20 protein-coding genes are annotated in these 24,497 nt (G+C 40.3%); 18 read left to right on the plus strand and 2 right to left on the minus strand.

Annotated features, from left to right (window positions below):
* Window positions 1-156 precede the first annotated feature (156 nt).
* The gene (locus PQO01_RS06550) at window positions 157-732 is read right to left on the minus strand and encodes a nucleotidyl transferase AbiEii/AbiGii toxin family protein (protein WP_274313231.1); all 576 of its coding nucleotides are present in this window, start codon (window positions 730-732) and stop codon (window positions 157-159) included.
* The gene (locus PQO01_RS06555; RefSeq protein ID WP_274313232.1) at window positions 732-1,325 is read right to left on the minus strand and encodes a type IV toxin-antitoxin system AbiEi family antitoxin domain-containing protein; all 594 of its coding nucleotides are present in this window, start codon (window positions 1,323-1,325) and stop codon (window positions 732-734) included. The genes PQO01_RS06550 and PQO01_RS06555 overlap by 1 nt, the downstream gene beginning before the upstream one ends.
* Window positions 1,326-1,848: 523 nt before the next feature.
* Here PQO01_RS06555 and PQO01_RS06560 point away from each other — a divergent pair.
* The 18 genes from PQO01_RS06560 to PQO01_RS06645 all read left to right on the plus strand — a co-directional run bounded on the left by PQO01_RS06560 (window position 1,849) and on the right by PQO01_RS06645 (window position 24,446).
* On the plus strand, window positions 1,849-2,079 hold the full coding sequence (locus tag PQO01_RS06560; protein ID WP_274313233.1) for an EF-hand domain-containing protein: 231 nt from the start codon (window positions 1,849-1,851) through the stop codon (window positions 2,077-2,079).
* A 470-nt stretch (window positions 2,080-2,549) separates the two neighbouring features.
* Window positions 2,550-5,666 carry a beta-galactosidase small subunit-related protein gene (locus tag PQO01_RS06565; protein ID WP_274313234.1) on the plus strand — a complete coding sequence of 1,039 codons (3,117 nt, stop codon included), beginning with the start codon at window positions 2,550-2,552 and terminating at the stop codon, window positions 5,664-5,666.
* Entirely contained in the window at window positions 5,623-6,210 is a 588-nt protein-coding gene (locus tag PQO01_RS06570) for a carboxylesterase family protein (protein ID WP_274313235.1), read from the plus strand. The genes PQO01_RS06565 and PQO01_RS06570 overlap by 44 nt, the downstream gene beginning before the upstream one ends.
* Before the next feature lie 473 nt (window positions 6,211-6,683).
* Window positions 6,684-8,201: a glycoside hydrolase family 28 protein gene (locus PQO01_RS06575; protein WP_274313236.1), complete on the plus strand. Its 1,518-nt coding sequence runs from the start codon at window positions 6,684-6,686 to the stop codon at window positions 8,199-8,201.
* Window positions 8,202-8,270: 69 nt separating this feature from the next.
* The gene (locus PQO01_RS06580; protein WP_274313237.1) at window positions 8,271-9,305 is read left to right on the plus strand and encodes a TRAP transporter substrate-binding protein; all 1,035 of its coding nucleotides are present in this window, start codon (window positions 8,271-8,273) and stop codon (window positions 9,303-9,305) included.
* Window positions 9,306-9,830 carry a TRAP transporter small permease gene (locus PQO01_RS06585; RefSeq protein WP_274313238.1) on the plus strand — a complete coding sequence of 175 codons (525 nt, stop codon included), beginning with the start codon at window positions 9,306-9,308 and terminating at the stop codon, window positions 9,828-9,830.
* Entirely contained in the window at window positions 9,830-11,125 is a 1,296-nt protein-coding gene (locus PQO01_RS06590; protein WP_274313239.1) for a TRAP transporter large permease, read from the plus strand. Before PQO01_RS06585 ends, PQO01_RS06590 begins: the two co-directional genes overlap by 1 nt.
* Window positions 11,126-11,155: 30 nt before the next feature.
* Window positions 11,156-12,565, plus strand: coding sequence for a glucuronate isomerase (gene uxaC, locus PQO01_RS06595; protein WP_274313240.1), 1,410 nt, complete (start codon window positions 11,156-11,158; stop codon window positions 12,563-12,565).
* A gap of 156 nt (window positions 12,566-12,721) precedes the next feature.
* Window positions 12,722-13,651, plus strand: a complete 930-nt coding sequence (locus PQO01_RS06600) for a hypothetical protein (RefSeq protein ID WP_274313241.1) — start codon at window positions 12,722-12,724, stop codon at window positions 13,649-13,651.
* A gap of 114 nt (window positions 13,652-13,765) precedes the next feature.
* On the plus strand, window positions 13,766-14,524 hold the full coding sequence (locus PQO01_RS06605) for a type II secretion system protein (protein WP_274313242.1): 759 nt from the start codon (window positions 13,766-13,768) through the stop codon (window positions 14,522-14,524).
* Between the two features lie 254 nt (window positions 14,525-14,778).
* Complete coding sequence (locus tag PQO01_RS06610) at window positions 14,779-15,540, plus strand: type II secretion system protein (RefSeq protein WP_274313243.1); 762 nt, start codon at window positions 14,779-14,781, stop codon at window positions 15,538-15,540.
* 23 nt (window positions 15,541-15,563) lie between these two features.
* A complete protein-coding gene (locus tag PQO01_RS06615; RefSeq protein WP_274313244.1) occupies window positions 15,564-16,274 on the plus strand; it encodes a carboxylesterase family protein in 711 nt (236 codons plus the stop codon).
* 35 nt (window positions 16,275-16,309) lie between these two features.
* Window positions 16,310-17,503 carry a serine hydrolase domain-containing protein gene (locus tag PQO01_RS06620; RefSeq protein WP_274313245.1) on the plus strand — a complete coding sequence of 398 codons (1,194 nt, stop codon included), beginning with the start codon at window positions 16,310-16,312 and terminating at the stop codon, window positions 17,501-17,503.
* 15 nt (window positions 17,504-17,518) lie between these two features.
* Complete coding sequence (locus PQO01_RS06625; protein WP_274313246.1) at window positions 17,519-19,045, plus strand: arylsulfatase; 1,527 nt, start codon at window positions 17,519-17,521, stop codon at window positions 19,043-19,045.
* Window positions 19,042-21,567, plus strand: coding sequence for a glycoside hydrolase family 95 protein (locus tag PQO01_RS06630; RefSeq protein WP_274313247.1), 2,526 nt, complete (start codon window positions 19,042-19,044; stop codon window positions 21,565-21,567). Before PQO01_RS06625 ends, PQO01_RS06630 begins: the two co-directional genes overlap by 4 nt.
* A 171-nt stretch (window positions 21,568-21,738) precedes the next feature.
* Window positions 21,739-23,346: a sialate O-acetylesterase gene (locus PQO01_RS06635; RefSeq protein WP_274313248.1), complete on the plus strand. Its 1,608-nt coding sequence runs from the start codon at window positions 21,739-21,741 to the stop codon at window positions 23,344-23,346.
* A gap of 135 nt (window positions 23,347-23,481) precedes the next feature.
* Window positions 23,482-23,868, plus strand: coding sequence for a hypothetical protein (locus tag PQO01_RS06640; protein ID WP_274313249.1), 387 nt, complete (start codon window positions 23,482-23,484; stop codon window positions 23,866-23,868).
* A 56-nt stretch (window positions 23,869-23,924) separates the two neighbouring features.
* On the plus strand, window positions 23,925-24,446 hold the full coding sequence (locus PQO01_RS06645; RefSeq protein WP_274313250.1) for a hypothetical protein: 522 nt from the start codon (window positions 23,925-23,927) through the stop codon (window positions 24,444-24,446).
* Window positions 24,447-24,497: the final 51 nt, after the last annotated feature.

A 24,497-nucleotide genomic window follows, 5' to 3' on the forward strand; every position in this document is an offset into this window, starting at 1 on the left:
TAATTCCTTGTGGGTTGTTTTGGTGCAACACCACTCTGCATCTTCTTTACCCCGAGTTACAAACAACTTCCTCAATTTCGCTCCGACGAGAAAGTTCCCATTCTCGCGAAGTCTCGGAAGCTATTCATAACTCTTAAAGTAGAGCTATAGCAGAATTTACAGAAAATTTGGGACACTACCTTTTTCTGCAATAACGGTTTCTTTGTTATAGACTTTTAAGTTTGGCGCAGGGAGTTCATCTATTAGAATTGTGTAGTTAGTTTCGATTGCATAAGGAGTAACCACATCACCAGTGCCAATATCTATTTGAATCGGTATGGGGATATTTCCAAGATTTGATTTTAATGTGATACGTATACCTTGGTATTCTTCCACTTCTTTAATCGTGAATGCTCTAATCGTACTGGAATCAAATTCCATGGCGTCATCTACAGGGACATTAACATCACAAATTTCTGCAATTGCCCGTTTGATGCTCTCTTCATCTTTATCACCGCTGATAAGAAAGTCAGCGTCTTTAGTAGGACGGAACGTATCGTTGCACCACATGAAGAATAGTAAACCACCTTTGAGTGTGATCCTATTTTTATGTTCTGTTAAACTCAGTCTGTATAAGAATCTTTCCAGTGCATATCGAGTGTGGATAGCATTGGGGTTAATGCCAATATCTCGAGCAATATTTCTTAATCGCCTTTTTACTGATTCTACACGATTGTTTTCAGATAATGGCATTAAATAGACTCCATGTATGGCATCATAATATTCATCATTTTACACTTTATCGCATATTCAGCAATTTCTTTACGAGTAGTTTTTTTAAGACGAATAGATTCCTTTAGTGCTTCCAGTGCTACATCAAGACCAATTTTATTTCTATGTTTGAAACAGTCCACTACTGTTTTGCTAAGGCTGTAAACTTTGATACCAATGTTATTAACCATATGATTTTCTATTCCCAAATTATAGATTTCTTTTGTTGGGTGAATGACTTTGATGTTATAATCGCAATTGTTGTTTCGCTTTATCCCTCTAGGTAGACTTACCCATTGAGAGTAGGGTATTTGTGTTCCAATTCCATGAAAGTCTAGGGAAGAAATAAGGCAGAAGACAGCTTTAGGGTTTCTTTTTGTTAGTTCAATGTAGCTGGTGTATTGATCCTCGATTACTTCAGAATATTGATACATTCCACGAGAAAGTTGATTGATTACGCCTTCATCTCTAAATTGGTACATCATACGCTTAGATATTCCTGCTTTCAGAATATCTTTTGTAAAGTGAATTCCATGTTGTGTCTTAAGGAATTTGATGGCTTTAGAACGTTCCATAATTACCTCTCGTAATAGTTTTACTACATTTGTTATTATTTGTAGTTAATTTATCTCGTTTGTGATAAATTAACTACATTTATTATTATTTGTAGTTGTTTTGTTACGTTATTTGCTGGTTTTTATATATTTACGCGCGTGATTATATCCATTTATCACATAAGAGTTATGCAAAACCCGGCATAGATGCAAGCATATTGGCTAAGTAATCTAATGGGAATCTCTATTTTGATCTACTGAAGCGTGTTCTTTTATAAGGATTTCATTAATTTTGATGGCCATCAAAGATGTAATTTAGTTTTGCAAGCTTTTTTGCTGTTTTCCATAAATCATATACCTCTACTCAATGCTCTCTTAGAAGCTTGAATTGTTGATACTTTTTATAATTTTTTTTGAAATGTCTTTTTGGAGTTTTAGTGGACGTATAAGTATGGAGACGATAAAAAATCAAATGTGGATCATTAATGGTCTCATTTGTTGCGTCATTTGAAATTGATTTTTAAAAATTAAAGGTTTATCAACAATGAAAAAAATATTATTTTCAGCTGTCCTGATGTTTGCGGGAAGCGTATTTGCATCAACGCTTGCGGATAAAGATACTGATAAAGACGGTAAGCTCTCTGTAGAAGAGTTTGCAGGTGATAAGAAAAAGTTAAAGAAAAAGTTTACTAAATTGGATGCTGACAAAGATGGCTTCCTCAATGAAAAGGAATTTGCCAAAAGTATGAAGAAGAAAGGGAAAAAAGAGAAGTAGAAATTTGTTTTTTTAGTTTTCATATTTGTTTTGACAGAGGCCACTCCGATTTGGGTGGCTTTTTTTGTCCTCAAAAGAAAAAAGAATGATTCTGAGCCAGATGACTATTTATTCTTGTCTGGGAATACGACTTACACTATGTCACGAGCCATTTACAATGAAGTGGAAGGTAAGCTTGAACGGAACCTTACGATTGAATGCAAGTTCGTGCGGGGTGATCGCATAGTAGCGATCAGGAAAATGTACTAAGTTATCAATTATGATCTAATATAAGTTCATTGTGAAGTCTGACTGTAGTTTTTAGCAGTCAGGCTTTTTCATTTTGTTAATGAACAAAAGATTTTTATGCAACTGTCTTTTTGAGTTGAACTCTCACGTATAGGCCTAATAAAGAAAATAATATATCTCAAATTGGAGCATCAAATTTTATGGTTAAGCAATTCAATAAGACAAGGAACAAAGCTCATCGCGTGTTCAGTTACCTTTTAAAGAAGACCTGTATATCAACTCTTGTAATTGGCACGCTAAGTAGTGCTCAGGCAGATTCTCCTGAATATTGGGAAACTCATAAAATTAGTCAAGAAAACCGTGAGCCTATGCGTGCTTACGCACACCAATATAAATCGGAGAATGATGCTTTAACGGGTGATTTTGAGAATGCCGATTTAAAACTTCTCAATGGCACTTGGAAGTTCAAATGGAATAAATTTTGGGAAGAGAGCCCTAAAGGTTTTTATAAGGACAATTTTGATGTTTCATCTTGGGATGATATTGAGGTTCCTTCAAATTGGCAGATGAAAGGTTATGGCAAGCCTCTTTATGCACGAGTGGGCTACAATGATTTCGATAAAGATAAATTTCCGACTGTTGATACACCTCACGGTCGTCCTTGTGGAGCTTACAAACGATCATTTACATTCAATTCAGCGTGGAATGGCAAACAAGTTTTTGTACATTTCGATGGTGTTGAATCAGCCTTTCAGTTGTGGGTCAATGGAAAATATGTGGGCTATTCAGAAGACTCCAAAAGTCCCGCAGAGTTTAATCTAACTAAGTTTCTTAAGAACGGTGAGAATACTATTGCTTTGAGAGTTTTTCGTTTTTGCGACGGAAGTTGGTTGGAGGATACCGATGGTTTTAATATGAGCGGTATTTTTCGCGATGTATGGTTGTTTGCAACACCCAATGTTGCGATACGCGATTTCTTTGCAAAATCTGACTTAGATAAAGAATATAAGAATGCAGATTTTACTGTAGATGTCAAAGTGAAAAATTATGGTGATACTGAGTCAACTGAGAGAGAGATTAGTTGTAATATTGCTGGTCAAAATTTAAGTGCTAAAATACCTGTACTTAAAGCGGGTGAAGAGAAAAAAGTGACTCTGAAAACTGTTGTCAAAAGCCCAAAAAAGTGGTCAGCTGAGGCACCTAATCTCTATTCAATACTTCTTACTTTAAAAGAAGATGGTAAAACAAGACAAATCACTTCAACTGAATTTGGTTTTAGAAAACTCGAGATCAATGATCGTACCTTGATGCTCAATGGTCAGCCATACCTTCAGAAAGGTGTAAATCGCGTCGAACACGACCCGGTAAATGGTCATTACATTACAAAAGAGCGTTTGGAAAAAGAACTGGTACTCATGAAAAAAGCCAACATCAATGCCATTCGTACGGCTCACTTCCCCAATAACTCTGAGTTCTACATTTTGTGTAACCGCTATGGTTTTTATGTTCAAGATGAGGCCAATATGGAGAGCTCCGAAAAACGTACTCAAGATCCATCATGGAGAGCGGTTCACGAAGAGCGCATTGCTCGTATGATTGAACGTGATAAGAATCACCCATGTGTGATTACCTGGTCGATGGGTAACGAAGCTCACCCGCACGAAAACATGGCAGCGATGCACCGCGTATCCAAAAGAATGGATGACACTCGTCCCACAGCTTATCACTATCAGCAGGAGCCAGCTCCTTATGATATTATTGCCGGTGGTTCACACAAAGGTGGCAAGGGTCGTTACTTCGACCACAAAACATGGGTAGAGCTTGGTAAGCAGGGCGTAAAGAAGCCATATGTTCGTACAGAGGGCATGCATGCTGGCGGCAACTCACTAGGTAACTTTAAAGAAACTGTGGAAGTAATGGAGAAGTCCCCTTTCATCAGTGGCCTCCATATTTGGGACTGGGTCAATCAGGGGATTCTCATTAAAGATGAAAAGGGGGAATACATAGGCTATGGCGGAGATTTCGGAGAAATCAATAGTGGTCTAACAGGTTGTTTTGACGGTATCATGCTTTCGGATCTTTCTGATTATGGCGAATGGACTGAGCTTGCTTACTGTTATCAGAATGCTGATTTTGAATGGAGTGATTTCAGCAAAAAATCAATTAAACTCATCAACAAAAACTATTTTGTATCACTCGATACATTCGCAGGTTCTTGGGAACTGTTAAAAGATGGAGTTGTCGTGAAAAGCGGAGAATTCAACGTTCCGGATGTAGCTCCAATGACTTCGGCTGTTATTCCCAATCCCGTAGATCTATCCAAGTGTTCAGATGAAAATGAATGGCTTTTCAATATCTACCTCAATAATAAATCAGATCTTATTTGGGCTAAGTCAGGTTACCCTGTTGCTAAGGAGCAATTACGCATAACAGGATTTAACTTTCCTGCTAAAAAGGCAACTCATTCAAATGGCGTCAAAGCCGTAAAGAATGGTAATAAAACAATTTTTAGTGGTGATTCATTTAGTGTTTCACTCGACCATAAAACAGGTCTATTAGAAGAGTATAAGTTCAAAGGGAAAACAGTTCTTGAAAAAGGACCTAAATTAAATTTCTGGCGCCCACCAACCTGTAATGATGCAGGGAGTCGCGAAAAGTTGAATGCCAATAAGTATGAAGGTATATGGAAGTTACGTGCCGGTCTTGATAAGTTGAAACATAAGTTAATTTCCCTTGAAGTGAAAGGCTCTAAAATCACGACCAAGCATGAAATTTCCGGCAGTAATAACGGAAAGTTCATCACAACAAGTGTTATGATGATTGCTAAAGATGGGAGAATTTCTTTTGATTATGATATCAAACCCGAGGGTAATAAAAAGTTTATGAATATGCCATCTCTCCCAAAAATTGGAACACAATGTGTGCTGCCCAAGTCTATTGATAATATGACTTGGTATGGGAAAGGTCCTTATCACAATTATAGCGATCGTTCACGTAGTTCTTTTATTGGCACTTTTAGGAAAAGTGTTGACGAAATGTATATCAATTACCCTTATCCTCAGGAGTATGGCAACCGTACTGAAATCCGCTGGGTAAGTATGACGGATAAAGGTGGTTTTGGTATAAAGGTTAATGGTTCTATTCCGCTTGAGACGAGTGTACGTAATTATTCGGATGAAAATATCGAGAAAGCCAAGCACACCTATGAACTTAAAAAAGCTAATGTGAATTACTTCAATATCGATTACACTCAGTGTGGCGTGGGTAACGATAGCTGTGGATCTAATCCTCCACTACAGGAGTACCGATTGAAGAATGAGCCAACTAAATTTTCTTTCACCATTAGCCCTACACAATAACAATATATATGACTTCAACGAAGTTCATCAGTTTTACCTTTGTCTTCTTTTTACTTTTAGCTTACAAGCTCAGAAGAAGGCAAAGAAAGACAAGATTAATCCAGTAGTGGAAAAGCGCTATGAGAAATTGAGTTTTGAGTCCATGCCTTATCGTTTGATGAGACCAGTTGATTTTCAGGCTGGGAAAAAGTACCCCGTTATTATATCACTGCATGGTGCAGGACAAAGAGGCAACGATAATAGCAAACAACTTAAGGCCTGGCCTCAGCAATTAGCCAATGATGACATACGTAAAAAGTTTCCAGCTTATGTGCTTGCGCCTCAATCCAACTCCCATTGGGAAATTGAACGCTTTGAAAAAGTTAAGGGAATCATCAAGAATCTCCCCGTTGTAGACATGCAAAGAATTTATATAATGGGACATTCCATGGGGGGGCATGGCACCTTTTTGTGGACTCAGTACACGCCAGAGTACTTTGCGGCAGCTGCCCCTGTGCAGGCAGTGGACGCAAGGGGCGTGAATTTGTTAAGCCCGAACTCATAAAAGATTTGCCTCTTTGGGTTTTACATGGTGATAAAGTTGTTCCTTAGGAGATGTCTAAAAAATCACTCAATCGAATGAAAAAATTGAAGGGTAATATGAAACTCACTACCTAGAATGGAGCTGGTCATAGCGTGTCATGGAAAATAATTCCAGGTGATAAGGCTGCAATTACAGAATTAGCTTCTGATCGTTGTGATCCTGAATCCGATTTCTTGACTTGGATATTTAAACAGTCACGATAATGACTTAAGTTTTTTGTACTGAATGATTGATAAATAAGCATGAAATTATGGTCTTACTGTCTCAGTAAGTAAAAAGCTTTCGTACTAGTCATAAATACAAAATAATCATGAGAGTGAATCTATAGATATCGCTTTAGCTCATGGTTTTTAAATGACTTTTTATGTTGATATTCAAAGGTTTTGATAATGAGAATAATAAGTAAAATAAACATAGTTTTTTTATGGCTTGCCATGAGCGTAGCAGCCCAAGGGGCACATTTAATTGCCTCAGAAAATGGGGTTAAAGCTGATGGTGTAAGCAATAATGCAGCGATTCTTCAGGAAATGATTGATCGTTGTGCATCGGAGGGTGGGGGAACTGTCCTTATAGACAAAGGTGTAGTTGTATCGGGAGCAATTACATTAAAGAGCAATGTGACTTTGGAAATTGCCAAGAGTGCAATTCTGCAAAATACCGGCAATAGGGAGGATTACCCCTATGTGCCGGTGGACTTTCCCTCTTATTACACTGAGCGCAGAGCGATGGTTTACGCTCAAAATCAAAAAAATGTTTCGGTCATTGGAGAAGGTATTATCGATGGTCAATCGAGTAAATTCAGAGCCCGTTCTTCTGAATCGGCACGAGTTTCTCTCATTCGTTTTGATGGCTGTGAAAATGTTAAAGTAAAAGACATTACCTTACAAAATGCCTCAATGTGGACACAGCATTTTTATCGCTGTGATAAAGTTAATGTTACTGGTATTACAGTTAAGAACTACATGAAAAATGACGATGGCCTCAACGTCGATGGTTGCCATGATGTAGTTATCGACAATTGTGATATTACTTCACATGATGATGCCATAACTTTAAAGACCTGTTCCCGACGAGCAAACAAAAATATTCTCGTGACCAACTGCCGACTCAAGTCAGTGAAATCGGCCTTTAAATTTGGAACTGAATCACATGCCGGTTTTATCAATGTAACAGCGAGGGATTTGAAAATTACTGGTGGGCGTGACGCCATAGCTTTGTTCAGCGTGGATGGCGCAAACATAGAAAATATTCTAATTGAAGATGTAGAGGTAGTCGATGCCAAGTGCCCAATAATTGTGTACTTAGGTGAGCGCCTACGTGAAATAAAGGGGGATAATCAGGAAAGAGTCGTGGGTTCAGTTAAAGGCGTGACAATTCGAAATATCAAAGCCAGCGGAGCTGAGAGACCCATCATTCTATCTGGAATCGAAGGACATATCATCGAAGGCATTAATCTGGAAAACTTAGATTTTAGTTTCAAGAAATCCGAAGCAAGCAAAAAAACTAAGAAAAGAAAAGCAAAAAAATCTAGTGACAAACCACTTTCAGAATATGTGGTAAAAATAGATACTAAGGGCTATCCATCCAGCAGCTTGTTTGGTACGCTTAATTCCTGGGGTGCAAGTATTCGTTACGCGAAAAATGTTCAGTTAAACAATGTTCAACTGAGTCGTGACGAAGCAAGTACAGCGCATGTGATGTTTCTGGAAGAAGTCCAAAGTCTTTTAGTCAATAATAATAAAATTGATTCCGCTAAATCATCTATCCCCTGGGTTAAATTGAATGGGTCCAACTCGGTTAAATTACAATTGAACTGGCCCAGTGATGTCAAGTGGTTAGAACTGCAGAATAAAGCCAATCAAGGTTTAAATTTAGTTACTGATTTAGAGTCACAGCAAGCTCAAAGTAAAATCCTTGGCGATGCTCAAAAAGTCAGTTTTTCCAAAAATTAAATCATCAGTTCAACTCATTAAAAGGTCCTCGTTGAGCATCATAAGCTTGCGGGGCTTCAGGAATATTAAATGAAAAAAAATCAATCTTATTTTGTTGCTGGCTTGCTCATTGGAGCTCTATTGGCCAGCAGTGGCTTTGCCATGTTTTTGCGCATGCAAAAGCAGCAGGCAATGGATAATGCACTCAGCGGTGGCAATCAAAAAATCACCCTTAAGCTTGGGCATAGTATGGATGTAAATCATCCCGTTCATAGGGCTATGGAGCATATGAAAGAACGATTAGCTGAATTGTCTGGCGGTTCCGTTCATGTGGATATTTACCCGAGTAGTGTTTTGGGGAATGAAACCCAATGCCTGGAGCAGTTACAAAACGGTTCATTAGCCATGACGAAAACAGCGGCAGCTGCCATTGAAAACTTCATTCCCGAGATGCAGGTCTTTAGTTTGCCCTATGTTTTTAAGAGTCGTGACCATTACTGGAATGTATTAAATGGTGAAGTGGGGCAGGAGCTTTTGCAAAAGGGCGAAAGTAAGTATTTGCGCGGGCTTTGTTATTACGATGGAGGTAGTCGCAATTTTTACACGAAGGATAAGCCCATTCAAAGTCCAGAAGATTTAAGAGGGGTAAAGATTCGAGTTCAAAATAATGCCACTGCCATTGCGATGGTTAAAGCAATGGGTGGTTCTCCCACTCCTATTGCCTGGGGTGAATTGTATTCTGCACTGGCACAGGGAACAGTTGATGGCGCAGAGAATAATTTGCCCAGTTTTACCACTAATAAACACTATGAAATTTGTAAGCATTTTTCACTGGATGGCCATACGCGCGTACCGGATATTCTTTTAATGAGTACCAAAGTCTGGGAAAAGCTCCCCAAACACGTTCAGAAATGGGTTCAGCAGGCCGCCGATGAGTCTCGTGAGTTTCAAAAAGATCTATGGACCAAAAAGACTTTGGAGGCTCTTGAGGAAGCTAAGAAGCAGGGCGTTAAAGTTTATGATGTCGATGTCCAGGCCTTTGCCGATAAAGTGGCACCCATGCTCCAGCAGGTTGAGAATTCAAAGGTTCAGAGCCTACTGCAAAGAATTAATGAGGTGAACTAAATGGTGAGCTTCATTCTAAAAAGTAAATCATTTTTGGTAAAGATATTGGAAGTGATGCTCATACTCTCGGTAGGTTCCTTAGTGATAGATGTGGTTTGGGGGGTGTTTACCCGCTATGTCATGGGTGAGCAGGCCAAGTGGACTGAGGAGTTGGCGCGTTTCCTTTTGGTTTGGGTTTCTTTGCTCGGTGGCGCTTTGGCTTTTGGAACAAAGGGGCATTTGGGTGTTGATTATTTTGTTGGTAAACTTCATTGCGATGCCCGCAAATTAATGACGATTTTCTCTCATTTTGTCGTACTGCTCTTTTCGATTTCTATTTTTCTCTATGGTGGAACCTATATCGTTGCTGAATCCTTAAAGCTGGAGCAGATGACTCCGGCTTTAGGCTGGAAGATGGGCTATGTTTACTTGGCATTGCCTATATCGGGTTTCTTTATGCTTTTGTTTACTCTGGAGAATTTGTACGAAGCCATTGTTACTCCGGCGGATCAACTGCATGAGCCTGAAGGGGAGGAGATTAACTAATGGAAATGACAGCCTTCATTTTGGTAACGGTCTTTGCCTTGCTTCTGATCATGAATGTCCCAATAGCCGTTTCAATTGCTCTGGCAAGTTTTGCCGCTATCCTGGTGGAGGGCTCTGACCCGTCTGTGGTATTGGCAGGTAAAATGGTTAGTGGCGTCAATTCTTTTGCCTTACTCGCCATCCCCTTCTTTGTCTTTTCCGGCCATCTCATGGGCAAGGGGGGAATGGCACGGCGCCTGATTGATTTTGCCGGAACCTTGGTGGGCTTTTTGCCTGGAGGTCTGGCATATGTGAACACCTTAACCTGTATGCTCTTTGGCTCTATTTCCGGCTCAGCCTCAGCTGCCGTATCATCTGTCGGTGGCTTCATGATTCCCGAGATGAATCGCAAGGGCTACAACCGTGAATTTAATGTGGCGGTAACCACAACTGCAGCAACTACAGGGCTGATGATTCCTCCCAGTAATATCATGATTGTCTATTCTGTTGCGGCGGGTTCAGTATCGATTGCGGCTATGTTTATGGCGGGCATTCTCCCAGGAGTACTAACAGGGTTATTTATCATGTTGGTGTGCGGCTATTTTGCTTTGAAAAAGAAATATAAAGCCGAGCCACGTTCTTCCATAAAAGAAATTTTGATTGCCTTTAAACAGGCCTTTTTGAGTTTGTTTTTAATTGTTATTGTCATTGGCGGTATTCTCAAAGGTATTTTTACTGCAACTGAGGCAGCGGCATTTGCGGTTGTCTACGCCTTAGTACTTTCGGTGATTATTTATCGTGAAATTAAGCTGAGTCAGATGCCGCAAATCATGCTGGAAACGGGTGTGACCACCGCCATTGTCATGCTGCTTATTGGCGCCAGTACGGGCATGAGCTGGATCATGACTATGGCAAATATTCCTCAGACGGTAAGTACGGCGCTCATAGCTCTTTCCGATAATCCCATTGTCATTTTGCTGACTATTAATTTACTACTGCTCATTGTGGGGACTTTCATGGACATGACTCCTGCAGTGTTGATTTTTACGCCGATCTTTTTACCTGTCGTCACGGCTTTGGGTATGCATGAGGTTCAGTTTGGTATCATGCTCATTGTTAATTTATGTATAGGCTTATGTACGCCTCCCGTTGGAACCTGTTTGTTTATTGGTTGCGGAGTTGGTAAAACTTCAATCGCCAAAGTGTCGCCCATTATGATTCCCTTTTTTATAGCGATGATCGCAGCTTTGCTTTGCGTTACTTACATCGAGTCTATCACGCTCTGGCTACCTAAAATTTTGAATTTAATCGATTAAAAATTGAGAAATCTTTTACAAGGAAAAGAAATGAACCCCTTCATACACGAAAATTTTTGCTTAGAAACTGAGACGGCTCAGGAACTCTATCACAATTATGCGGCCAATCAGCCGATAATTGATTATCACTGTCATTTATCGCCTCAGGAAATTGCCGAGGATAAACGCTGGAATAATATCACTCAGGTGTGGCTCTATGGTGATCACTACAAATGGCGAGCGATGCGCAGTAATGGCGTCTCTGAGAGACTTTGTACAGGAAAGGCCTCAGATCGCGAAAAATTCAGTGCCTGGGCAGCTACCGTTCCAGCCACCTTGCGCAACCCCCTTTATCACTGGACTCACCTCGAACTAAAGAAGTACTTCAACTGTGATGATCTTCTTTCTGCTCAAACCGAGCAACAAGTATGGGATATGAGTTCGGAGCGTATGTCTGAACAAAGCTTTTCAGCGCGTGGCCTGATGGAATCCAGTAAGGTAAAATTAGTTTGTACGACCGATGATCCAATAGATTCTTTGGAGCATCATATAGCCATTAAAAATGACGAGAACTTTGATATACAGGTTCTTCCAACCTGGAGACCGGATAAGGGCATGACGGTTGAAAGTTCCAGTGAGTTTAATCAGTGGCTCGACGCACTTTCTCAACGCGCAGATATTCATATAGACAATTTTGACTCCTACATGCGGGCCCTCAATAAGCAGCATGACTTCTTTCACGAAGTGGGGTGCCGTCTTTCTGATCATGGAATTGAAACGGCATATGCGCTGGATTACAGCGATCAGGAAATCAAAATGATCTTCGATGAAATTCGCAGCGGTAAAGAACTATCGGAGCTCAAAGTATTAAAATTTAAATCGGCAATGCTCTATCACTTTGGAGTTATGGATGCGAATAAGAACTGGACTCAACAGTATCATTTAGGCGCTATTCGCAATAATAATTCCAGACTCTTTAAAAGTTTGGGGCCGGACACCGGTTTTGATTCTATTGGGGACTTTGAGCTTGCAAGACCGCTGGCTAAGTTATTAGACCGCTTGGATTCAGGTAACAACTTGGCTAAAACCATACTCTACAATTTGAATCCACGAGACAATGAAGTTCTTGCTACCATGATCGGGAATTTTCAGGATGGTAGTGTCGCAGGTAAAATGCAATTGGGTTCAGGCTGGTGGTTTTTGGATCAAATGGATGGCATGACTCGTCAGATTGAGGCTCTTTCACAGTTGGGTTTACTCTCCCGCTTTGTAGGCATGCTTACGGATTCGCGCTCTTTCCTAAGCTATACGCGTCACGACTACTTCCGTCGTATTCTTTGCAATATACTTGGCAATGATGTGAAGGGAGGACTTCTGCCTAATGATACCGAGTTATTAGGTTCTATGGTAAAGGATATCAGCTACAATAATGCTGAAAACTATTTTGGTTTTGATCTGTAGTTGAGGATGACCTTGTAATTCATATCTTAATTTTTTTCATACTAATCCATAAAAATAACATAATAATAAATTTTAGCTGTCTTATATTAGTTTAATGTTACGAATCAGTACATAAGCCGGGGGAGGCATTTTTGAAACTTAATTAAGTGAGTACTGATGAAATATTTTATGATCATAATTGTATTTTTGACAAATTTCGTGATCGCCACCGAGTTGGAATTTATAGATAGTAATGGATCGAAAGTTGATAAAGATTTAATTCCTGACCTTCTCGTAACTGAATATGTAAAAGATAAATGTAAGCTTGTCTCTGAAGGGCGTGTACAGAGAAGTTGGTCATCTTATGGTAGGTGTCAGGAAGTATGGCAGACTGAAGACTACACGATTGTATGTGGATCTTTGGGTATTTGGAAATACGACAGTAGCAATACGAGAAAAATCTTTTTTGAGCCTAAGATGCGCCCATTGGAAATTCATTCCTGTCAGCCTCTGGATGACGGGGGATTACTTGTGGCGGCAAACAAAACTCTTTTGGAATTAAGTTCAGAAGGCAAGATACGTAAATTGATTAAGATTCCTTATTTAAGGAGTCAGAAAAGACTTCAAATGAAGACTGCGCGGAAGTTAGATGATGGTGGTTATATCATTTCTGGGGCTGCCCAAAATAAAGTTTATATACTAAATAAAAAAGGCATGGTGACTCGAATAATTGATTTATATAAACTACTAACTCCCGGTAAGGTCCGAAAAATTCATGCTGTTAAACTACTGTCAAATGGTCATATTCTAATGAGTACAGCCAACAGTGGAAGCTTAATTGAAATTGATCAAAATGATAAAATAGTTTGGTCATTGAGCAGTGATGATGTACCTGCTTTGGGCTTGAAGTTTGTGGGAGGTTTTGAAATTAAAGATAACGGCAATGTCATTGTGGCAGCCTACAACAGCGCTTATCCGATTTTTGAAATTGACAGAGATAAAAATGTTATTTGGAAGTTGAGAAGAAATAAAGATCAGGGAATAGATCGACCTACTAGTTTGTCTCTAATTGATGAAAATATGAGTCAAGGATTAGTGTCGAACTAAGTATGAGCTTCAAGAATTTTGTCATTCACTAAAAATTTTATGAAAATTTTTAGTGAACTGTCTTTTTATGCCTTTTTCTATCGCATAGGTTTATAAACAGTACAGGAGAAGCTAATGAAAAGACCTCGTTTCAGTTTGATTGAGTTACTTGTGGTGATTGCTATAATTGCGATTCTCGCAAGTTTACTTCTTCCTATGCTAAAAAATGCTCGGCGCATAGCGAGAAATGCTGTTTGCGTTAATAATATATCTCAAATAGTACGTGGAGCGCTCATTTCTACAGACGATAATGATGGCGATTTTTGGGAGCGAGGTAAAAATATCAAGCCAACACATATCGGTCGAGATGGTAATGGTGGTCAACATGAGTTCAATCTTTTTAATACATATGTTAATAGAGAGCTTTATTCTTGTCCTTTAGCACCGGAACCCATGGATTTTGAATTTGTTGAAGATTTAGATCCCTTAAAAACTGAGGCTCAGTACCAGCTACTATGGGGGCAGGACAGCGATCCAGCTTATGAATCACGATCATTCTCAAATGTTAATGAAGGGTCTTTTACTCACATAGTGGACGGCACTACATCTAAAGAGTTTAGAGTTTTAGCCATGGACTATATTTCAGAGAAGCAAGGAGGCTTTTATCAAGCATCTCATGAAAACGGTCAGCCAAATGATTTTAATGATGGTGGACAATATTGGCGTCGTCGAGGAGGGCGTGGCGGTCGAGATCCACTATGGCGAACTAATTTTGGATTTGTAGATGGTGCAGTCCTAACATACAAAAACCTTTACTGGCAGGACCCGCGTTTTGATTGGGTCAATGTAACGTCATCAGCTAATGGTTATAAAGCGCCTATGCCCGCAAACTAATTTTATTAAACATGACTTAGAAAGTTTGAAAATTAAATCACTTTATAAGTCTAACTTATTATGTAATGACCTATTGCTTTTTAGTAAGTTTTAATCTTGTTTTTAGCTAATTCTAAAACATTTTAGAATTGGTGTATATTTGTGTGTAAGTGTCTTTTTATTAATATTTTAAAAAAAATGATATTTTATATATACAAGTGTCTTTTTCTCGATTTTTACTGCGCATAAGTGTGTAAATAATTTCAGGAGAAAAAATGAAAAAAAAGCCTTTAAGTTTAATTGAAATCATGGTGGCGCTTGCCATCATTGCTATATTGCTAAGCTTACTACTTCCCGCTTTAGCTCGAGCTCGTAAAACTGCCCGTAATACATCTTGTGTGAATAATCTCTCGCAGATCACTAAGGGTGCGATTGCTTATACAATGGATAACGATAACAAGTTTTGGAAGCGTGGTCAGGACCGTAAGCCAACTCATATTGGCAAAAGTGGCAACGGAGATAAGTATGAGTTCAATATTTTCGAAACTTATGTGACTAGAGAGCTTTATTCTTGCCCTCTTGCACCGGAACCCATTGATTTTGAGTTTGTGGAAGATTTAGATCCAACATATACAGAGGCTCAGTACCATTTGTTATGGGGCCAGGATAGTGATCCAGCTTATGAATCACGATCATTTTCAAAGCTGACACAGAACTCTTTTACGAACATTGTAGACACGACAACGCCCAAGCAGTTCCAAGTTCTAGCAATGGATTACATATCCGAAAAACAAGGTGGTAAATTTCAATCATCACACGAAAATGGCCAGCCCGATGATTTCAACGATGGGCGCCAGTATTATCGTCGCCGTGGAGGTCGCGGTGGTCGCAATGCCATTCATAGAACCAATTATGCTTTTGTAGATGGTGCAGTTCTCATTTACAAAAATATTTCCTGGTTGGATCCGCGTTTTGATTGGGTCAATGTCACTACTGCAGTGAATGGTTATAAAGCGCCTATGCCATCAATGAATTAAAATTTCTAATAACTGGATTGATCATGCGATATTATTTATTAATTATATTTATTTGTACTCAGGCTTTTGCTGATTTTACAGTAGGTGAAATGCCAAAAGAACTACATGCTCAAACAAAATGCTTGAATCATAAATTTTTGATTTCAAAATCAAAAAATACTAAACCACAGGCTCTTTTTATTTTTCTTCATGGTATTGGAAAGAGAGGGAAGGAAATCAATAATCTAAAGAGTATGGCTAAACTTATCCATAAAAATACTAGCAAGTACAATATGCTAACGGTATTACCACAGTGTTCATGGGCTGATAAAGGTAAAGGTTGGTGGGATAGTAATGATCTGGATCTTCTTCTAAAGCATATAAAAAATTCGTATAAAGTGGACTCCAATCGAATTTACTTGTCAGGTTTTAGTATGGGGGGCTTTGGTGTTTGGGATTGGGCCATGGCCAGTCCAGATACCTTTGCGGCTATAGCTCCCATATCCGGTGGCAGTAAAAATCCCCAAGTATCCAAAATTAAAGACCTTAATATATGGGCTTTTCATGGAGAAAAAGACAAAACTGTAAAGTTTGAAAAGAGTAAAGTTTTAGTAGATGAGCTCTTAAAACTCAAAGCTGAGAACGTAATATTTACGACTTATCCAGATAAAGCTCATGACATAGTTATGCCGGTTATGAAAAGTGCCGAATTATATAAATGGTTTTCTGAGCAGAGTAAGATCATTAATATTTAAGTTTATATTAACCTGAGAACAAAAAAGGATGGTTTATGCATAAATCATATAGAATATTGCCCATGCTTCTTACAGCTGCTTTTATGTCGACGCCTGTATTGGCTGATTCTTCAAATACGGATAATGGCTTAAAAGAAGAAGTCGCCGATTTTAATAAAAAATCCAGTACTGATGATGAGTCAACGCAGCCGTCCGGCTCTCAAGTTAGTCTTAGTTATGCGCCCAAGGATTTGGGTGATGGCATTCCAGTTGGCAAATTAGGCCTTGATGGTGGTGATCAAGCGTTGATCGCGAAGCTCGCAAAAGAAATGGCTAGTGAATCCAAGAAGAAATTTGACAGTCTGCTCATTGCTCACAAGGGAAAGCTGGTTTTTGAATCCTATTTCAATAAAGGCAGAGTCGATCACCCGCATATCGTCATGTCGATTACAAAATCTCTAACGGCCTTGGCTCTTGGACGTGCGATGGAAATGGGGCATGTTTCAATGACGGACCTAGATAAGCCCGTTCTGGATATTTTGACAAAAGTAGACAAAAGCAAAGCTTGTGATGGCGCTGATCAAGTCACTCTTGCGGAAGTGCTCAATCTCCAGTCGGGTATTAGAAAGGACAACGCTCTTTATAAAAAAGTCAGTAAAGGCCAGAAACTCAAGGGGCAAAAGATGGTCGAAGTCATGTTTGCCAGTAGTAAGCCGATCAAAAAAGAATGGCAGTACGGCGGGACAGATCCAACGATTGCTATGACAGTGTTAGATACTCTTGTTCCCAACTCTTCGTTTGAGTTTATTAAAAATGATTTTTTCGGAAAAATGGGAATTACTAACTACAAATGGCCCAAAGATAAAAATAGCTTGCCTCGAGCTGCCGCAGGGGTGGAAATGACTTCTCGCGATATGTTGAAGATTGGTTTGATGATGCAGCAAAAAGGCAAGTGGCAGGGGGAACAATTAATTCCGACTGAATATATGGAAAAGGCCATGTCTGCCCTTTGGCCCGGCAAGCATAATGGAGCCTATGGTTACTTCATTTGGAACAAGGATGTAGAAATTGGAGGTAAACGTTCAGGTGGCAAAAAAGTGAGCTGTATTTCCTGTCGTGGTGCAGCCGGACAATTTATTTTGATTTATCCTGAAATGGATTTAGTCGTGGTTTCCACTGCTAAAATAAAAGGTGGCGGGCCCATGCTGGACTTGGCACCTGAGAGAATTCTTCCTGCCTTTAATAAATAAACAAAAGTTTTATCAATGAAATTAAAATTCACTAAACTCTCACACAGTAGAAGTATGCTGGGCCTTTTTATAAGCACTTTTGCAGTGATCAGTTTTTCAAATTCAGTAATGGCGGAGAAGACTCAGCCCAATATAATTTACATCAATACTGATGATTGGGGGATCGGAAAAGTTCCCTGCTATGAAATGGACGAAGTCAGCCAAAAAATAATAAAAACCCCCAACTTGGATCGCTTGCGAAAAGAGGGAATGAAATTCACTCGTGCTTATGCAGGCAATGCGGTTTGCGGCCCTTCGCGCTGTAGCCTCATGTCGGGGAAACACCCTGGCAATGCTGCTTGGCGAGCCAATAGCAAAGAACCGCCTGTTGAACTTTGGCCGCCCAAGCATCCCATGCTCGGTAGTGTGGCGCGCGATGCCGGTTATGCTACTGCCGGATTTGGAAAATTGAGCGCCGGTGGATCAGAAAAACCCAAAACAATTACGGGCTATGGTTTTGATTACTGGCTTGGTTTTTTAAGTCATTTTGACTGCCGTGATTATTACCCCCATCACATTTATGAAAATGGTCAGCAAATCGAACTCCCCAAAAATAGGCCTGACTTACTTGAAGGGACAATTATCCCCTCGAATAAAAACACTTCGGGTGGTGTTGTGCCACCAGGCGTTGGAACTTTTACAGAAAATCTCTATGCTGACAAAGCTATTGAGTTTATTAAAAAGAATACCGAAATTAAGAAACCTTTCTTTATTTATCTGGCGTCAACCGTTCCTCATGGGGGCATGCCTGGTGGTATGCGCGTACCGGACATGGCTGGCTATGATAAATATGAAGAGCTGACACTACGTGAAAAAGTGTATTGTGCACTCATGACTCATCACGATCGTAATGTAGGTAGAATTATTGATGCCGTAGAGCAATTAGGCATACAGAATAATACCATAATCATGTGGACGAGTGATAATGGCGACGAAGACAGTTATTACTTAAAAACCGATACCTTTAAAGGAAATGGTTCTTTGCGAATGTATAAACGCTATCTCTATGAGGGCGGTATTCGCGTGCCACTCATCGCCTGGTGGCCGGGTACTATTGAGGCGGGCAGTGTGTGTGATTTACCTACAGCTCAGTACGATTTAATGCCAACTCTTGCCGATGCCGGAGCTAAAGCCATTACCGAAGAAATGGATGGTATATCCATCATGCCCACACTTCGAGGTGAAGGTGAGAAGCAAACGAAGCGTGAATACCTTTATTGGGAGTTTTATGAGCGAGGTAAGCAGCAGGCCGTTCACATGGGTAAATGGAAGGCTTACCGTAAGAATGGCCTCAAGGGTAAGACCGAACTCTTCGATTTAACAACTGATATAAGCGAAGAAAAAAACCTTGCTGGTAAGTATCCGGAAATCGTTAAGCGGATGGAAGAAATCATGGAGAAAGAGCATACGACTCACCCTCGCTGGAGGCTTCCTGGGATTGATCCAGAGTTAAAAGATGTGCCTCAAAAACGTAAACGCGCTAAAAAGAAGAAAAAAGCATGAGCTCTTTCCTTAGCCTTAAAAAAAGCCTTTCCTTAATACTTGTTAGTTCTCTATGTTTAATCTCATTGAGTACTCAGGCTGAACGCAAAAATCGTCAAAGCAAAAAAGAGCACAGTTATTTCAAAATCCGCAATAATGATACAAGAGCGCAAGCTATTTTTGATTCAAAATCTAAAGTTCTTGGTAAAGTAGAAGCACCTAATAATGATTTGACTCTCTGGTACCGTCAGCCTGCAAGCCAGTGGGTTGAGGCTTTGCCAGTTGGCAATGGTCGGCTTGGTGCGATGGTTTATGGAGGCATCAATAAGGAATGGCTGCAATTAAATGAAGATACGATCTGGTCAGGTGAGCCTGTTGACCGAGATAAGCCAAACGTTCGTGCTGGAGTTGATGAAGCTCGAAAATTGCTCTTTGAAGAAAAGTATGTGGAAGCTCAAAAAGTTGTTGAAGATAAAGTCTTGGGCACCAGTTTGGGCAGGGGAACGCATAATTATCAGATGATGGCTGATTTGGAACTCACTTTTCCAAATCGCAAAGAAGTAAACAACTATCGTCGGGATTTAGATCTCAACACGGCAATCACTCGAGTTCAATATGAATTTGAGGGGGCGACTTACACTCGTGAAGTTTTTTCATCGGCAGTTGATCAAGCCATTTATGTCCGATTTACTTGTAGTGAAAAAGGTAAAATTAATTTTTCTGCCAGTCTTAGTCGACCCCAAGTCAGCCAAGTAAGGTTACTCGAAAATGGAAGCTTAGTTTTAAAGTCTCAGGCTCGCACAAGCCGACGAAAAGTTATTGAGCAGTTTCCAAGCGCAGATAGGGGTGTGAGTTTTGAAACCCATGTACGAGTTCTACATCAAGGCGGTCAGCTTATTCAAAGTGAAGACTCAATACGCATCGAAAACGCCGATGTAGCGACCTTGATTTTGACTGCGGCAAGTGATTATTATGGTGATACAGCTTTGGCATCAACTTGTCAAAGTCAGCTTGATAAGGTCATTAAAAAAGGTTTTAATCAAGCTCGAGTTGAGCATGTTCAGGATTATCAAAAACTGTTTAAACGTGTGGACCTGAATTTAGGTGCCAGTTCAGTAGCCAATAAACCCACAGACGAACGCCTCATTAATTTGATCAAAGGTCAGTATGATCCTCAGCTCTTTGAGCAGTATTTTCAATATGGTCGTTACCTCTTGATTAGCAGTTCTCGCCCTGGAACTCTGCCGGCAAACCTTCAGGGAATCTGGACCGATGGCCTAAGACCCGCCTGGAATTCAGACTTTCATATTAATATCAACTTCCAAATGAATTATTGGCATGCGGAAACAACTAACCTGGGCGAATGCCACGAGCCAGCTTTTTACTTATTGGAGAGGCTTAAGGAGCGTGGAGCTGAAGTCGCTCAAAAGAATTTTGGATGTCGCGGTTGGACCGCGGGTCACACAACTGATGCCTGGTTTTTTGCCAGTCTCATTGGCAAGCCGCAGTACGGCATGTGGCCAGTGGGTGGTGCCTGGTGTTCCCGTCACCTCTGGGAGCACTATACCTTTAATGGTGATGAAGAATTTCTTAAGGAAAAGGCTTATCCGATCATGAAATCCGCAGCTTTGTTTTGCATGGACTGGTTAGTGGAAAACCCCAAAACTGGCTTACTCGTTTCGGGGCCGTCGACTTCTCCTGAGAATAAGTTTAAAACTTCTGACGGTAAAACCGCTAACCTGACCATGGGACCAACTATGGATCATCAGATCATGCGCGATTTGTTTCAGAATGTCATTGAGAGTGCTAAGATTTTGGATATCGACACAGACTTCCGCAAAGAAGTCGAGCAGGTACTTAAAAAGCTGACACCAACACAAATCGCCAAGGATGGTCGTGTTATGGAATGGGCCCAGGAACTAGAGGAAGTTGACGCAGGTCACCGTCATATCTCTCATCTTTATGGATTATATCCGGCTAATGAAATCAGCACTGCCCGAACTCCGGAACTGGCTGCGGCAGCGCGAAAAACCTTGGATACGCGTTTGGCTTCCGGTGGTGGCCATACGGGCTGGAGTCGTGCCTGGATTATCAATTTCTTTGCACGCTTGAATAATGGTGAGAAATCCCATGAAAACCTTTTGGCTTTACTTACAAAATCAACATTGCCCAACTTGTTTGATAATCATCCACCTTTTCAAATTGACGGCAATTTTGGCGGGACTGCGGGGATCGCAGAAATGCTTTTGCAGTCTCACGCGGGAGCCATAGAGTTTTTGCCTGCCTTACCAGCTGTTTGGAAGAATGGTTCGGTGAAAGGCTTGCGTGCTCGCGGTGCTTTTGAAGTAGATGTAGACTGGCAAAACGGGAACTTGCATAAAGCTCAAATCAAATCTTTAAAAGGGAATACCTGTTTCATTCACTCGAAATCAGAGTTGAGACTTTCGATCAATGGGACTGAACTCACACCACAAAAGGTCAGTTTGGGGTTATACATTTTCCCAACGCAGACTGGCGATGTCATTAGTGTAGATCTTAAATAAAGTCGTAGACAGTCTCATTAAACAGATATTGGAATGAATTAACTTCATACTTTTCCCCAAACTTCTGTCTTTTTTACATGACTCTCAACGCATAGGTATTTAAGAATCAGGGTTTTGGCTTCTGTAGCCTTAAACTCCCAACTATGAACTAATTTAACAGTGAGTCATGAAATGAAGAAATTAGGAATTCTTTTGTCGATTGCAGCTTCTTTAAGTGCGACGGCCGATGTACAAATGTCCAAGATGTTTGGGAAAGGTATGGTCCTGCAACGCGAACTTCCAGTTCCAGTATGGGGCAAAGCTGACCCAGGAGAGCAGGTGATTGTGAGTTTTGCCGATCAGGAAAAATCGACAGTTACCGGTGAGAATGGAAAATGGCAAGTTGTTCTCGATCCACTCCAAACTTCAAAAGAGGGTCAAACTCTTACCGTTAAAGGCAAAAACGAACTGAGTTTTAACAATGTTCTCGTTGGCGAAGTTTGGCTTTGTGCCGGTCAGTCTAATATGGCGGGTCGCTTTGGAGACAAAAGCCCTTTTCCTGCAAAATATGATAAAAAGACAATCAGCGAGATACGCTTCAATGGTAAAGGTAACAAAGGCTGGGATACCATTGATCAAAAATCAGCAAAAAGTCTCTCTCGTGTTGCTTTCTACTTTGGGATTAACCTCTATGAGGAATTAAATGTACCTATTGGGCTTATCACGCGCCATAATGGGGGGACTCCGATGCAGGCCTGGATGAATCCCGAAGATGCAGAAGTGGCGCGAAAAGCTTTGAATATTCCGGAAGGCTGGCGAGAAGAAGCCAAGAAACAGCGTAAAGCAGGCTATCAATATAATGATAAATTAAAAGAAGTTATTCCTTACGCTATTCGTGGCGCCGTATGGTATCAGGGCGAACGAAATGCCAAATCTAATACGGCTCTGGAGTATGATCAGCTAACAGTTCATTTTCTTGATAGCTGGCGCAAGGACTGGGGTGAACGCGCGGGAATTGAAACGCGTAAATTCCCTTTCTACTATGTTCAAATTCCTACAGATATTCACTTGCGTAACTATGAATTCCCATGGGTTCGCGATCGTCAACGCCGTGCACTTGAGATTACCGAGAATACCGGGATGGCGATATTTTGGGAGCAGGGACCGGGGCTACACCCTGCAGATAAGAAATTAGCTGGTGATCGCCTGGCGGGAATTGCACTTGCCAAGAACTATCCTGACACAAAGCTCAAGTCAGGTGAGCTAGCCAAAGATCTAGTTTACTCTGGACCACTCTTAGACAAAGTGACTTACTCAACTAACACGGCTCGCCTCAGTTTTAAATATGTGGGCTCAGGTCTAAAAGAACGCAATGGCGAAACAGAGCTCAAGTATTTCGAGCTCGCCGGTGAAGATGTGAAGTACCACAAGGCTAAAGCTGTCATTAATGGGGATGAAGTTGTGGTGACTTGTGAAGCCGTCAACAATCCCAAATATGTGCGCTACCTCTTTAATGCTAATCCACCTGTCCAAGAGAGTAAAGAAGGCGCAGCAGAGGACAAAGGCGGATCCAATTTTAGCTTAATGAATAAAGATGGGATTCCTGCATCAGCTTTTATCACTGATAATGAAATCCCCGGACCAAGATCCAATATTCGTATAAAATCAAGTAAAGAGGATAAAGCGGCACGGAAAGCAAAACAGCAGGCTCAAAAGGGGGAGAAAGATTTGCGAGAAACACAAAAAGATAAAGCTCAGCAAGAGGGAGCGGAAAGTGAAAAACCCGGAAAACATTCCTAATTTAAGGAACTACTGAATTTCCATGAAGAAGTCAAAGCACCAGCCCCCCGTGAACTTGATGCAATGAAATCTGATAAACAGTCTTCGAATAAACGTTCAAAAAAAAACGACAAGCAATAAAAGAGTGGTGACCATATGAAAAACTTAGTGATCTTTATGTTGATTTTTGCTGCATTTTCAATCCATGCAGAAGATAAGCACAAAAAAGCTGCTGAAGAAAGACAAAAGAAAAAAGCTAGTCTTTCTCCTAAGGAGTGGAAAGAGTATCTTAAAGAAGAGAAGGCCAAACGCGACGCAGTTAAAGCTAAACGCGAAACTAAGAAAAAAGAGCAGGAGTCCAAGCAGGAATTACTTGCATCAAAGAATGCAAAGAAACAGGAAGTCACTCCTGTAATTCAGGAAGAAAAGCAAACTCAAGTTGTTACAGAAGACGAGATCGTAGCACCTGAAATTGAGAAAGAAACTAATAAAAACCCAGGCGTTATTAAACCTAAAAAAGTTGAGAAAAAGATCTTCATATAGATCATAAAAAGCCCGTATATATGTTTCGATACTATTTTCTGATTTTCGCATTATTCATGAGTGTTGGCTTAAATGCCGATACTTTTAAAAAGCTCAATTTAGATAATTTGCACTCACTCAAGCCGTCCAAATTACAATCTATTCCCTCAAAATGGAAAGGTACAATTGGGACTTCGCTGGCGGCTCCCAAATACCATTTTACGAATAAGCCAATTTTTATTGAAGGTGTTCAAAAAACGCAAAAACTCGGATACTCAATAATCAAGATTTTTGTTCCTGAGTCTAAAATTGACCAAGATGGAAACGCATTGAGCTATTTTTATAACTCTGACTGGCAGCTCAAAAATAAAATGACTCTAAAGGAAGTCCTTTCACACGAGTACTTTCAAAAATCCTTTTCGTCCGGTCTAAAAGTTTTTGCCCTTAACTGTGTTCATTCCTGGGAGGTCTTTAAACATGGTGGTCCTGCAGTAACTGAACAAAGCATAGAAAATGAAATGTATGAATTTGATACAAGACTTTTCCTTTGGTCAGGGTTTGTGTTTCCAATGCACTCAGTGAACTACAAAGAAAAATGAAAGCTAAAGAAAATCGAGACATGAAAAATACCTGAAGATGAATGGTTAATA

The organism is Lentisphaera marina (assembly GCF_028745505.1).
GTDB classification, from domain to species: Bacteria; Verrucomicrobiota; Lentisphaeria; order Lentisphaerales; family Lentisphaeraceae; genus Lentisphaera; species Lentisphaera marina.